The sequence below is a fragment of the Lentzea nigeriaca genome (assembly GCF_016907955.1).
In the GTDB taxonomy this organism is placed as follows: Bacteria; Actinomycetota; Actinomycetes; order Mycobacteriales; family Pseudonocardiaceae; genus Lentzea; species Lentzea nigeriaca.
On record NZ_JAFBCX010000029.1, the window covers coordinates 20,405 to 33,372 of the forward strand.

Consider the following 12,968-nt stretch of genomic DNA (forward strand, 5'->3'; position numbering starts at 1 on the left):
ACTTCTACGATGGACGGATGCGCAGCGGTGATCGGATCGGCGGTGACATCAAGCGCGCCGAGCTCGAGCTGATGACCGCGAAGGCGGCGGCGGTGAAGCCGGCGGGCCTGACCGTGCCGCAGTACTCGGCCCTGCTGGCGTTGAGCGACCACCCCGGCGCGCCCGCGGCGGAGCTCGCCCGGTTGTGCCTGGTCACACCGCAGACGATGACGACGATCCTGCAGAACCTCGTCGCCATGGGGCTCGTGGAGCGCACACCGCACCAGTGGCAGCGCAACGTGCTGGAGAACCGGCTGACCGAGGCCGGGTACGCGAAGTTCCGCGAGGCGGACAAGGGCGCGGTGGCGGTGGAACAGAAGCTCGCGGACGCGTTCACCGCCGAGGAGCGCGCGCAGCTGCGGGCGCTGCTGCAGCGGTGTTCGCAGGTGCTCAGCGAGAGCTGACGAACTCGCGCGCAGATCGCCGTGGCCAGCGGAAATGTCCGCACGGCAGTATCGTTCGCCCGTGGTCGTCCATGACGAGGTCCGGACCGCGGAGCTTGTCGCGTGCCTGTCGCTGGCAACCGACCTGGCGCTGGGCCTGCCGCGCGAGCACGGGCTGGAGAGCGCGATCATCGGCGCCCGGCTCTCGCGTGGCCTGGGCGTGGACGATCACACCGCCGCCCAGGCCTATTACGGTTGCCTGCTCTACTACATCGGATGCACCGCCGACGCGGAGATCTCGGCGGCGTTGTTCCCCTGGGGCACCCTGCTGGAGAACTTCAACCCGGTGATCTACGGCAGCCCCGGTGAGGCAGTTCGGGGCGTTGTGCGGTCGATCCCGGCCCCGGAGGCGACCGGGCTCACGCGAGTGCTCCAGATCGCCCGCACGCTCCCACGGGCGATGCGAGGACATCCCGCGCACATGACCGCGATGTGCGAGGTCGCTCAAATGCTGGGTGAACGCATCGGCCTGCCCGCATCGATTCACGGCCTGTTCGGGCAGCTCACCGAGCGTTGGGACGGCAAGGGCGGTTTGCACGGCCTGAAGGGCGATGCGATCCCGCTGGCACTGCGCATCGTTTCCGTCGCCCGGGACGTGTCGATGCAGAAATGGGTTGGCGGCGTGGAGTACGCCGTCGACATCATCCACAAGCGTGCCGGCGGGGGACACGATCCCCACGTCGCCGAGTACTTCTGCGCCCACGCCGACGAAGTGGTGCCCGGCGCCCGGGAACCGCTCTGGGACGTCGTTCTCTCGTGCGAGCCCGGCGAGCCGCTGACGCTGAGGGGCAGTGCCATCGACGAGGCCCTCGCGGCCATGGGCGACTTCGCGGACCTGGCGGCTCCCTGCCTGAGTGGCCATTCGGACGGCGTGGCGCGGCTGACCCAGGCGGCAGCGAAACGAATGGGCCTCGACGCGGAGGCTCAGCGTGACGTGGTCCGAGCGGCTCGTGTGCACGATCTCGGCCGGGTCGCGGTGTCGCCGGCGGTGTGGGAGAAGCCGGGCCCACTGACCGCCGACGAACGGGAGCAGGTGCGCCTGCACGCCTACCACACCGAGCGACTGCTGGCTTCCTCCCCGTTCCTCGCCAGGCTCGCGGCGACCGCGTCCGCGCACCACGAGCGCTGCGACGGTTCGGGGTACCACCGCGGCGTCGGTGTCGCGGCACTGTCGCCGGCAGCCCGGTTGCTGGCCGTCGCGGACGCGTACCACACGATGACGGAGCCGCGCCCGCATCTGCCCGCGACATCACTCCCAGATGCGGCAGCCGCCCTGCGCGCACACGGCCGCGACGGGCGACTCGACGCCGAGGCGGTCCACGCCGTGCTCGACGCATCCGGACAGGCGCCGCCTCGCCGCCGCGTCCACCCCGCCGGCTTGACCGACCGCGAGGTGGAGGTCCTCGGTCTGCTCGCTCACGGGTTCCAGATCAAGCAGATCGGCCGGAGGCTCGGGATCTCGACGAAGACGGCCAGCCGGCACGTGCAGAACATCTATCCCAAGATCGGTGTCTCGACCCGTGCCGCCGCTGCCGTCTTCGCGATGCAACACGGCCTGGCCGGATGGGGCGAACGCCCGATCGTGACCGAACGGCCGGGCTCCTAGCGTCGAGGACGTGGCCCCGCAGGGGCATCAGGAGGCGGTCATGAGCACAGTCAAGGACAACCGGTCGGCCCCCTCGACACAGGCGGGCCTGATGCGGTGGGCAGCACTGGCGGGCATCGCGGGCCCGGTTCTCTTCACACTCGGATTCCTGGCACAGGAGCAACTCAGGCGGGGCGAGTACGACCCGATCAGCGAGATCGTCAGCGCTCTCGAGGCAGGCGACCACGGCTGGATTCAGCAGGTCAACTTCGTCGTCCTCGGTGTACTGACCATGATCTTCGCAGTCGGCCTGCACCGCGGACTGGCACCCGGCCGCGCGGGGATCGCCGGCCCCGCCGCACTGTTCGTCAGCGGCCGCCGCGTGTGTGCTGGCAGCGGTGTTCCCCTTGCGAGAGGACGCCACGGGCACGACCTACGACCCAGGTGGCCACCAGGTCGCCGGCACGCTCTTCTTCGCGGCGAGCTCCATCGCCTTGATCGCACTGTCACGTCGATGCGCGGCCGACCCCCGCTGGCGCGGCCTCTCCCGCTGGACGCTGGCCGCCGGTGTGCCGGCCGCACTGTCGTTCCCGCTCATGGCGGCGCTGGTGATCCCCGACGACGCTCCGCTGCACCCGTGGGCAGGAGTGGCCCAGCGCCTGATCGTGCTCGTGTTGCTCTTCCCCGCACGTGTCGCATTGGCCGTCCGGCTGCTGCGTGTCTCGCGGTGATCCAGCAGCGGACCACGTCCCTCTCAGCGGTGCGCGGCCTGACCGGTTGGCCGGATCAGGATCTCGTTGACGTCCACCGTGGACGGTTGCGAGACCGCGTAGAGCACCGCCCTGCCGACGTCCTCCGGCGCCAGCTTGGGATCGTCCGCCCGAGACGCCGGGATCGCGTCGGTGTCGACGAGTCCGGGCTGAACCACGGTGACCCGCACCCCGGTGCCCACCGCTTCAGCCCGGATCGCCTGCGCCAGCCCGGTGATCGCCCACTTCGTCGCCGAGTAGAGGTTCCCAGGCCGGACGCCGCGCCCGGCAGCGGAGCCGGTCAGCACCAGGTGCCCGCCGGAACGGATCAGCGCGGGCATCGCGGCACGTGCCGTGAACGCCGGACCGCAGACGTTCGTGACGACCATGCCGGTCCATTCCTCCGGCTTGGCGCCCGCGTCGGAAATGAACGAGGTGTCGACGGAAACGCCCGCGTTCGCGAACACCACGTCGATCCGGCCCCATCGCGATTCCACGCGGGACATGAGTTCCCGCACCGAATCCCATGAGGAAACGTCACATTTGGCGTCCCACCCGCGGTCGCCGACAGATTCTTCGGCCGAGCGTGAGGCCCTGACCACGCGGTACCCCGCGTCGGCTGCCATTGAGGCGGTCGCCGCCCCGATGCCGCGGGAAGCGCCGGTCACCACGAAGACGTTCTCCATGATCGAACCCTAGTCAGGGAACTGTCAGTGCCGCCTGTTTTGATGACGCGCATGACTTTGAACCGCAGGTCCGTGTTCGGGCTGGGAACCGTCGCGGCCGCGACGGCCGTGCTCGGCTCCAACGCTGCAGCACAGGCACAGGAAGACGCGGAGGTCGAGATCGAACGCTCCCCGACCACCGCGGACCGGTCACGCAAGCGCGTGGCGCAGATCTACCGGCGGCAGACCCGCAAGGCCAAGGGCACCTGGTCGTCGTTGATCACGATCGCCGACCTCGACGGCACCACGAAGGCCGCGGTCGACGTGGACGCGGACAAGGTCGTCGAGGCCTACAGCGTCAACAAGGTGGCCGTCGCCGTCGCCGTCCTCGACAAGGTGGACCGCGGGCTGATCAAGCTCGACCAGACGGTCACCGTGTCGGCGGGCATCGTCATCCAGGACACCGACGGCATCTTCGCGCTCGACGGCGCGTACCCGAGCGAGGTCACGGTCGGTCACGCTCTCGCGAACCTGCTCACCGTCTCGGACAACACCGCGGTCCGGCTGTGCGGCCTGGTCGTGCCGGCGCTCGAGCTGAACCAGATCCTGCGGGACAAGGGCTTCGTGCACACGCAGGTCGTGCCGGTCGCGAACCCGAACCGGTTCTACCTCGGCACCACGACCGCGCGCGAGATGCACACGTTGCTGCAGAAGCTGGTCGACGGCCAGCTGCTGTCCGCCGCGTCGACGGCCTACCTGCTGAACATCCTGCGGGCCACGGCGAGCTTCACCGACGGCGTGCGGCTGAACCTGACGACGAACGAGCGCCTGCGTGTCGCCACGAAGGCGGGTTGGTTCGAGGACGGCCGAAACGAGGCCGGGATCATGTTCAGCGAGGACAACCGGGCGATCCTGATCTACTCGATGTTCGCGTCCGGCACGTTCGCCGGTGACAAGGCGCAGAACGACCAGGACTTCAGCACCACGCACCCCGCTGTCGCAGCTCGTGCCGAGCTCGGCCGGTCGATGTTCGACGCGGTCATCAAGATCACGACCACGAAGCCGAAACACCGTGCAAAGGTTTACAAGTCCGTAAACGGTGGCTGATTCCTGAGATTTCTCTCCGGATCTGGACCAAAGACCTCTGGTTTTCAGATATATACATAACCAACGCCGGGGTCGGTCGTCGCCGCCGTCGACGACCGGCTTCCCCGCCGTCGGTGTTACAGCGCCGGTTCCACAATGGAGTGGTACCGCCGCGAAACCTCCTCGATCACCTCGTCGAAGTCCGCCGCCCAGATGTCGGCGTTGAAGATCTCCACCTCGACGTCGCGCGCATATCCCGTCGCGGCGACCTGCCTGGTCAGCCGGTCGAGGTCGATGTCGCCGTCACCCGGATAACCGCGGCCCAGCAGCACGTCCGCCGGCACCGGCGTGAGCCAGTCGCACACCTGGTACGACGCGATGCGCTCCCCCGCCCGCACGATCTGCGCGTCGAGGTCCGGGTCCCACCACACGTGCAGCGCGTCCACGACGACGCCGACCGACTCGTGCTTCTCCGCGATGTCCAGGGCCTGCGACAACGTCGACAGCACGCCCCGGTCCGCGCAGAACACCGGGTGCATCGGCTCCAGCGCCAGCGTCACGCCCGCGGATTTCGCCTCGACGGACAGTTCGGCGATAGCGTCCGCGACGCGTTGACGTGCGCCGATGAGATCCTTGTCGCCCGCGACACCACCGACGACCATGACCAGCGTGTCGGTGCGCAGCGTCGCCGCTTCCTCGATCGCGCGCCGGTTGTCGTCCAGCGCGGCACGGTTGTCGACCGCTGTCAGGAACCCGCCGCGGCAGAGCGACGACACCCGCAGGCCCGCGTCCGCGACGAGCTTCGCGGTGCGCTCCAGGCCGTGATCCGCGACCGGTTCGCGCCACAGCCCGATCGACTCGATGCCGTGCCGGGCACAGCCTTCAACTGCCTCGACGACCGTCGCGCGCTTGATCGTCGCCTGGTTCAGCGAGAGGCGAGCCACTGCCGCCACCGCCGTTCGGCGAAATCCGGGTCGATCACACCGGCGACCTCGGCGAGCCGTTTCGCCTCGGCGAGGTGCTCGACGCTGCGGGCGGATTCCAGACCGTCGAGCAACAGGAATCGTTCCTGGTGCCCGGCCAGCCACGCCAGGAACACCACACCGGTTTTGTAGTAGTAGGTCGGCGCGCTGAACAGATGGCGCGACAACGGAACCGTCGGCGCCATGATCCGGTGGAACCCGTCGGTGTCGCCCTCGGCGAGTTTGGCGAGCGCTTCGGCCGCCACCGGGGCGATCGGGTCGAAGATGCCGAGCAGCGCGTCGCTGTGGCCGTGCTCGTCGCCCGCGATCAGGTCCGGGTAGTTGAAGTCGTCGCCGGTGTAGCAGCGGACCCCGGCCGGAAGCCTGCGGCGCAGGCCGGTCTCGTGGTCCGCGTCGAGCAGCGACACCTTCACGCCGTCGACCTTGTCCGGGCGTGCCGCGATGATCTCCAGGAAGGCGTCGGTGGCGCGGTCCACCTCGGTCGCGCCCCAATACCCCGCCAGCGCCGGGTCGAACGCCGTGCCGAGCCAGTGCAGGATCACCGGCTCGCTGACGCTGTCGAGCAGCGTGCCGTAGACCTTCTCGTAGTCCTCCGGGCCTTTCGCACACGCCGCGAGCTGCCGGGAGCACATCAGCACGGGCTGGGCGCCCGCCTCCTGCACGATGTCGAGCTGCTCCAGGTAGGCCTTCAGCACGTCGTCCAGGCCCGGTTCGCCGGTGAGGTGGTCGGTGGCGACGCCCGCGCAGATCCGGCCGGCCTTCTCGGCGGCGCTGCGGCGGATCAGCTCGGCCGCGGTGGGCCAGTCGAGGCCCATGCCGCGTTGCGCCGTGTCCATCGCCTCCGCGACGCCCAGGCCGTGCGACCACAGGTGGTGCCGGAACTTCAGCGTCGCGTCCCAGTCGACCGTGCGCTCGTCCTTCGCGACAACGTGTGCCGCAGCGAACACGGTGCGACCATATTGATCTTGGCTAGACACCGGGGATCTCCACGCGGCGACCCTCCGAAGAGGACTGCAGACCGGCCGCGGCCAGCGCGACACCCCGTGCGCCCGCACGGAAGTCGTGCGGGAACGGCGTGCCCTGGTAGACGTGCCGCAGGAACTCCGTCCACTGCACCTTGAAGCCGTTGTCGAAGTCCTCGTTGTCCGGCACCTGCTGCCACTGGTCGCGGAACGGGTGCGCGACCGGGAGATCCGGGTTCCAGACCGGCTTCGGCGTGACGGCGCGTGGCTGCACGAAGCACTCACGCAGTCCCGCGACCGCGCTGCCCTCGGTGCCGTCCACTTGGAACTCCACGAGCTCGTCGCGGCGCACCCGGACGCACCAGGACGAGTTGATCTGGGCGATGACGCCGTTCTCGATCTCGAAGATCCCGTACGCCGAGTCGTCCGCAGTGGCCTCGTACGGGTTGTTCTGCTCGTCCCAGCGCGTCGGGATGTGCGTGACGGCCTTGGCCGTGACCGCCTCGACGCGGCCGAAGAGGTTGTGGAGCAGGTAGCTCCAGTGGCAGAACATGTCCGCGACGATGCCGCCGCCGTCCTCCAGCCGGTAGTTCCAGCTGGGGCGGTTCGCGGCCTGCCAGTCGCCCTCGAAGACCCAGTAGCCGAACTCCCCGCGCACGCTGAGGATCCGGCCGAAGAAGCCGCCGTCGATCAGCCGCTTGAGCTTGCGGATGCCGGGCAGGTAGAGCTTGTCGGCGACGACGCCGTGCTTGAGGCCCTTGTCGTCGGCGAGCTTCGCCAGCTGCAGCGCTTGCTCGACCGTCTCGGAGACCGGCTTCTCGGTGTAGACGTGCTTGCCCGCCTCGAGCGCCTTGGTGATCGACTCGACGTGCATCGACGTGACCTGCGAGTCGAAGTAGATCTCGACGTCCGGGTCCGCGAGTGCGCCGTCGAGGTCGGTGGTCCACCGCGCGAGGTCGTGCCGTTCCGCGATCTCCTTGAGCTTGTCGGCGTTGCGCCCGACGAGCACGGGTTCGACCTTGATCACGGTCCCGTCCGGCAACCGCACGCCTTCTTCGCGCAGCGGGAGGAGGGACCGGACCAGGTGCTGGCGATATCCCATCCGCCCGGTGACGCCGTTGACCGCCACTCCGATGGTCCGAACCGCCATCACACCTCCCTGGTAGGAGCGCTGGAAAGCGCTTTCCCGCCACGCTAGTTGCGGCACTTGACGGCCGTCAACCTCCGCGCGAGTTAGTCTCAGCGCTCACATGCACGTTGACGGAGGTGGTCGTGTCCGCCCGACAGGTGACACTTGCCGAGGTGGCCAAGCAGGCAGGTGTGTCGCTGGCGACCGCCTCGCGCGTGCTCAACGGCAGCACGCGACAGGTGAGCGAGGAGCTGAGCGACCGCGTCCTGCGCACAGCGGAGCAGCTCGGTTACGTACCGAACGCGTCCGCGCAGGCGCTGGCCCGCAACTCGAGCTCGCTCGTCGGCCTGGTCGTCCACGACATCACCGACCCGTACTTCTCGTGCATCGCCGCGGGCGTGACACGGGTCGCCGAGGAGGCAGGGCTCTCCGTCGTGCTGGGCACGACCGGGCGGCGGCCTGAGCGCGAGGTCGAGCTGCTGTCGACGCTGCGCGCGCATCGGGCACGTGCGGTGGTGCTGGCCGGTTCGCGCACCACCGATCGTTCGGCGCAGTCGCGGCTCGCGGCGGAGATCGACGCGTTCACCGAGCTGGGCGGGCGGGTCGCGTGCGTGTCGCAGGCGAAGCTCGGCACCGACACGGTCGTTCCCGGCAACCGGGCTGGAGGGCGTGCGCTGGCGCGTTCACTCGCCGAGCTCGGGCACAAGAAGTTCGCCGTTCTGGGTGGACCTTCCGACCTCGTCGTGGCCAGGGACCGGCTCGCCGGGTTCAAGGCGGGCCTCGCGGACGCCGGGATCGCACCGCCCGTGGTGATCAACGGCGCGTTCACCCGTGACGGCGGGTACGAGGCCGCGCTGGAGCTGCTGGCGTCGAAATCACGCGCCACCTGCGTGTTCGCCGTGACCGACGTGATGGCGATGGGGGCGATGGCGGCGCTGCGGGAACGTGGCGTGCGGGTGCCGGAGGACATGTCGATCGCCGGGTTCGACGACATCCCCACGCTGAGAGACACCGTGCCCGCGTTGTCGACCGTGCGACTGCCGCTGGAGGAGATGGGCGAGATCGCCGCAGGTCTCGTGCTCGACGCCGGCGGTGACGAGCCCCGCACCGTCCGTGTCGCGGGCGAGGTGGTGCTCAGGGCCTCGACTGCTCACAATTAGACTCATCGGGCTGTCCACGTACTTGAGTCATGAGGAGTTGAGCCGTCCCTATGGGGTCTGGCCCAGGCTGGCATACCAATCCGGTCCCTGGCCGCGTTGGAGCGCGGAGGTGACCGGAATCCTTCTGAGCGTGCTCGGCCTGCTCGCCGTCGTGGCGCTGACCGCGGGCACGTGCATCGCGGTGGCGGCGGAGTTCTCGCTGACCGCGCTGGAACGCAGCACCGTCGAACGGCACGTCGCGGAGGTGGGCGACGCGAAGGCGCGGACCATCGACCGCGCCCACCGGACGTTGTCCTTCCAGCTCTCCGGCGCGCAGCTCGCCATCACGCTGACCACGCTGATCACCGGGTACATCGCGAAGCCCGCGATCGCCGCGCTGATCGAGCCGGGGCTTTCCGGCGTGGGCGTGCCTCTGCCGGTGGCCGGTGGGTTGTCGCTGGCCCTGGCGCTGGCGATCGCCACGGCGTTGTCGATGGTGTTCGGCGAGCTGGTCCCGAAGAACCTCGCGATCGCCAAGCCGCTGGAGACCGCGCGCCTGGTCGTGGGCATCCAGGCGGCGTTCTCCACCGTGTTCCGGTGGCTGATCAACTGGATGAACAACTCGGCGAACTGGCTGGTCCGCCGCTTCGGCGTCGAACCGGTCGAGGAGCTCGCGTCCGCCCGTTCACCGGAGGAGCTGGGCGCGCTGGTCCGCACGTCGGCCGAGCACGGAACGCTGGACCAGGGCACCGCGGTGTTGCTCGATCGGTCACTGCGGTTCGGCGACCGGACCGCCGGCGAGCTGATGACGCCGCGCGTGCGGGTCGAGGCGCTGCGGGCCGACGCGACGGTGGCCGACCTGGTGCTGAAGGCGCGCGAGACCGGGTTCTCGCGGTTCCCCGTGCACGACGGCTCGTTGGACGAGGTGCGCGGCATGGTGCACGTGAAGCAGGCATTCGCCGTGCCCACGGCTCTGCGTGGGACGACTCCTCTGTCCGCGCTGACGCGGCCGGTCACCTCGGTGCCGGAGACGCTGGAGGGCGACGCGCTGCTGGACCGGCTGCGCGCGTCCGGCCTGCAGACGGCGCTGGTCGTCGACGAGTACGGGGGCACGGCGGGCATGGTGACGCTGGAGGACGTCGTCGAGGAGATCGTCGGCGACGTGCGCGACGAACACGACCGCGGCGAGGCGCCGCCGGTGCGTTCGCTCGGCAAGGACAGCTGGCTCGTGTCCGGCCTGCTGCGCGACGACGAGGTGGCCGAGGCGACCGGGTTCCACATGCCGCCCGGCGACTACGAGACGCTGGCCGGCCTCGTGCTGGCGAGGCTCGGCCGGATCCCCGACGTCGGCGACGAGATCCGCGTCGAGGGGTGGCGGGTGACCGTGATGCGGATGGACCGGCACCGCGTGGCCGAGCTGCGGGTGGTGTCGTCGTGAACTTCCTCGTCGTCCTGTTGTTGCTGGCGGGGAACGCCTTCTTCGTCGGTGCCGAGTTCGCGGTGATCACCGCGCGCCGCGACCGGCTGGAAGCGCTGGCCGACAAGGGTTCCTCGCGCGCCCGCACCGCGATCAAGGCGTCGCAGCAGCTGCCGTTGCTGATCGCCGGTGCCCAGCTGGGCATCACGCTGTGTTCTCTTGGGCTGGGTGCGATCGCCGAGCCCGCGCTGGCCTCGGTGCTGGAAGGGCCGCTCGGCGCCGTCGGGCTGCCAGTCGCCGTGGTGCACGGCGTGGCGTTCGCGGTGGCGCTGGTCATCGTCGTCGCACTGCACACGATCCTCGGCGAGATGGTGCCGAAGAACCTCGCGATCGCCGGCCCGGAGCGAGCCGCGGTGTGGCTGGTCCCGGTGCACTACGGGTTCTCGCGGATGATCGCGCCGGTGCTGGCGTTGTTCACCTCGGTCGGCCGGTGGGTGCTGCGGCGGTTCGGTGTGGAGCCGGTGGACGAGCTGGAGTCGGCCTACACGCCCGACGAGCTGGCGTTGCTGATCGGGCAGTCGCGGTCGGAGGGGTTGCTGGAGGACTCCGAGCACCGTCGGTTGGCGCAGACCTTGTCTTCCGCCGAGCGCACCGTGGCCGATGTCCTGGTGCCGTTGGACCGGCTGACGACGGTGTCCGCCTCGCCGACGGTGGGTGAGATGGAGGCCGCTGTCGCCGCTACCGGGTTCTCTCGGTTCCCGGTGCTGTCGGACGCCGGGCTGATCGGGTATCTGCACGTCAAGGACGTGTTGGACCTGGAGGGGGCGTCGACTCTGGTGCCGCGGGCTCGGGTGCGCGGGTTGCCGGAGGTGCCGGCGGATGCTCGGCTGGACGAGGCGCTGGCCGCTTTGCGCCGGGCCCAGTCCCACCTCGCGCGCGCGGTGGGTGCAGACGGTGCGGTGCTGGGTGTCGTGGCGTTGGAGGACCTGTTGGAGGAGTACGTCGGCACCGTTCGGGATGGCACTCACGTGCGCTGGGTCTAGATTCACTCGATCGTGGTGTCACGAAACGCTGTTTCGTTTCCCTCGCCAGACGAGGAACGCGCGGTGGACAGCGAACGGGGTGAGCCGTGGCGGTGGTGATCGGGGCTGGGGACGTCGAGATCGACCTGCCCCGGTTGGCCGTGGAACTGACGGAGGCGCTGCGGGTCGGGTCGGCGGAGCCGGGCCGGCGGGTGCGCGTGCCGGTGACCGCGGACGTCACGGCCATGATCCTGGTGCCGGGCCTGGCGCCCGGCATCCCCGCCTACACGGTGAAGGTGCACGCCAAGAACCCGAACCGGTCCCCCGCCATCACCGGCGTGATCTGCCTGCACGACCTGGCCACCGGCGACCTGCTCGCCCTGATCGACAGCGCCGGCCTGACCGCGATCCGCACCGGGCTGGGCGGCGCGCTGGGAGCCCACCTACTGGCGCGCCCCGATGCCCGGCACGTGACCGTGATCGGGGCCGGTGCGCAGGGTCGGGCTCAGTTGGTGGCCCTGGCCGCGCTCCGGCCGATCGAGTCGGTGTCGGTGCGGGACACGAACCCGGCGGCGGAGGCGGAGTTCGTGGCGTGGGCCGAACGGCTCGGCATCGCGGCGTCGACGGACCTCGGCGATGTCGGCGAGATCGTGCTCATGGCCACGTGATCGCGCGAGCCCGTGCTGTACCAGGTCCCTCCCGGCACCCACGTCACCAGCCTCGGCGCGGACGAGCCCGGCAAGGTCGAGCTCGCGCCGGAGTTGCTGTCGGGCGCGCTGGTCGTCGTGGACGATCGCGCGCTGGCGCACGTCGCCGCGGACACCACGATCGGCGCGGTGTTGCGCGGAGAGCATCCCGGGCGGACCAGCGAGGATCAGGTCACCGTGTACAGCCCGGCCGGGTTGCCGATGCAGGATCTCGTGATCGCATGGCACGTGTTCCGCAACGCGAGCCGGAAATCGCCGGCCGTGTTCGACCTGGGTATGCGCACCGGTATGTGACGCCCGAACCCCGTCGAAGTCCGTGTCGCCCCGTTCGACCTACTGGTGACGGACACACAGGGAGGCACAGAAAATGGGCAAGGTCTACACGGGCGCCAGCACCTCGATCGACGGCTACGTCTCGGGTCCGGAGTTCTCCGGCTTCGACAAGCTGTTCCGCTGGCTGCAGGCAGGCGACGTGGCGTTCACGGTGCCGACGGGTGCGATGACCGTCCACCTCGCGCCGGCCAGCGCCGCCTACTTCAGCGGGTTGATCCAGGCGACCGGAGCGCTGGTGGTCGGGCGCAAGCTCGACGACTTCACCGACGGCTGGGGCGGCCAGCACCCGATGGGCGTGCACACCGTCGTGCTCACGCATCGGCCGTTGGAGGACAACGAACACTTCACTTTCTGCAGCGACGGCATCGAGAAAGCGATCGAGATCGCTCAGGCCAAGGCGGGCGACAAGGGTGTGGGGCTGAACTCCGGAGAGGTCGCCCGGCAGGCCATCGACGCGGGGCTGGTGGACGAGATCTTCCTCGACCTGGTGCCGGTGATCCTCGGCGGGGGTACGCCGTTCTTCGCGCCGGGCAAGGGTTACGAGCTGGAGGGGCCGGTGTCGGTAATCGAGAGCACGTCGGTGACGCACCTGCGCTACGAAGTGAAGTACGCGACTGCGGAAGATCAGTGACGCCGCCCGAGCTACCGATGAACGGCGCATTTGTCCATATGAGCCGAGGTGGACGAATGCGCCGTTCATCGCGAGTCG

At 69.6% G+C, this 12,968-nt stretch carries 11 protein-coding genes and 3 pseudogenes; 10 read left to right on the forward strand and 4 right to left on the reverse strand.

Annotated features, from left to right (window positions below):
- Positions 1-17: 17 nt before the first annotated feature.
- The 4 genes and pseudogenes from JOD27_RS43285 to JOD27_RS46330 all read left to right on the forward strand — a co-directional run.
- Positions 18-443 carry a MarR family winged helix-turn-helix transcriptional regulator gene (locus JOD27_RS43285; RefSeq protein WP_204768217.1) on the forward strand — a complete coding sequence of 142 codons (426 nt, stop codon included), beginning with the start codon at positions 18-20 and terminating at the stop codon, positions 441-443.
- Positions 444-504: 61 nt separating this feature from the next.
- Positions 505-2,088 carry an HD domain-containing phosphohydrolase gene (locus JOD27_RS46325; protein WP_204768218.1) on the forward strand — a complete coding sequence of 528 codons (1,584 nt, stop codon included), beginning with the start codon at positions 505-507 and terminating at the stop codon, positions 2,086-2,088.
- Positions 2,089-2,179: 91 nt separating this feature from the next.
- Positions 2,180-2,425, forward strand: a pseudogene (locus tag JOD27_RS47350) (DUF998 domain-containing protein); the annotation flags it as partial.
- Between the two features lie 25 nt (positions 2,426-2,450).
- A pseudogene (locus JOD27_RS46330) lies at positions 2,451-2,798 on the forward strand (DUF998 domain-containing protein); the annotation flags it as partial.
- A gap of 23 nt (positions 2,799-2,821) precedes the next feature.
- Here JOD27_RS46330 and JOD27_RS43305 read toward each other — a convergent pair.
- On the reverse strand, positions 2,822-3,505 hold the full coding sequence (locus JOD27_RS43305) for an SDR family oxidoreductase (protein ID WP_204768268.1): 684 nt from the start codon (positions 3,503-3,505) through the stop codon (positions 2,822-2,824).
- Between the two features lie 48 nt (positions 3,506-3,553).
- On the opposite strand from JOD27_RS43305, the gene JOD27_RS43310 reads away from it, so the two are divergent.
- Positions 3,554-4,588, forward strand: a complete 1,035-nt coding sequence (locus JOD27_RS43310) for a serine hydrolase (protein ID WP_204768220.1) — start codon at positions 3,554-3,556, stop codon at positions 4,586-4,588.
- A gap of 116 nt (positions 4,589-4,704) precedes the next feature.
- Here the strand turns inward: JOD27_RS43310 and JOD27_RS43315 are convergent, their stop codons facing one another.
- The 3 genes from JOD27_RS43315 to JOD27_RS43325 are packed head-to-tail and all read right to left on the reverse strand — an operon-like array spanning position 4,705 to position 7,662.
- Positions 4,705-5,511, reverse strand: coding sequence for a sugar phosphate isomerase/epimerase family protein (locus JOD27_RS43315; protein WP_204768221.1), 807 nt, complete (start codon positions 5,509-5,511; stop codon positions 4,705-4,707).
- Positions 5,493-6,497: a dihydrodipicolinate synthase family protein gene (locus tag JOD27_RS43320; RefSeq protein WP_307830664.1), complete on the reverse strand. Its 1,005-nt coding sequence runs from the start codon at positions 6,495-6,497 to the stop codon at positions 5,493-5,495. The genes JOD27_RS43315 and JOD27_RS43320 overlap by 19 nt, the downstream gene beginning before the upstream one ends.
- A 22-nt stretch (positions 6,498-6,519) precedes the next feature.
- A complete protein-coding gene (locus tag JOD27_RS43325) occupies positions 6,520-7,662 on the reverse strand; it encodes a Gfo/Idh/MocA family protein (protein ID WP_204768223.1) in 1,143 nt (380 codons plus the stop codon).
- Between the two features lie 122 nt (positions 7,663-7,784).
- Here JOD27_RS43325 and JOD27_RS43330 point away from each other — a divergent pair, with 122 nt between their 5' ends.
- The 5 genes and pseudogenes from JOD27_RS43330 (at position 7,785) to JOD27_RS43355 (ending at position 12,890) form a co-directional block, all read left to right on the forward strand.
- Positions 7,785-8,801 (forward strand): LacI family DNA-binding transcriptional regulator, encoded by a 1,017-nt coding sequence (locus tag JOD27_RS43330; protein WP_204768224.1) that lies wholly within the window; start codon positions 7,785-7,787, stop codon positions 8,799-8,801.
- Between the two features lie 109 nt (positions 8,802-8,910).
- Positions 8,911-10,218: a hemolysin family protein gene (locus JOD27_RS43335; protein WP_204768225.1), complete on the forward strand. Its 1,308-nt coding sequence runs from the start codon at positions 8,911-8,913 to the stop codon at positions 10,216-10,218.
- Positions 10,215-11,240, forward strand: a complete 1,026-nt coding sequence (locus JOD27_RS43340; RefSeq protein ID WP_204768226.1) for a hemolysin family protein — start codon at positions 10,215-10,217, stop codon at positions 11,238-11,240. Before JOD27_RS43335 ends, JOD27_RS43340 begins: the two co-directional genes overlap by 4 nt.
- A gap of 224 nt (positions 11,241-11,464) precedes the next feature.
- Positions 11,465-12,220 (forward strand): annotated as a pseudogene (locus JOD27_RS45685) (ornithine cyclodeaminase family protein).
- Positions 12,221-12,293: 73 nt separating this feature from the next.
- Positions 12,294-12,890: a dihydrofolate reductase family protein gene (locus JOD27_RS43355; RefSeq protein WP_204768229.1), complete on the forward strand. Its 597-nt coding sequence runs from the start codon at positions 12,294-12,296 to the stop codon at positions 12,888-12,890.
- Positions 12,891-12,968 lie beyond the last annotated feature (78 nt).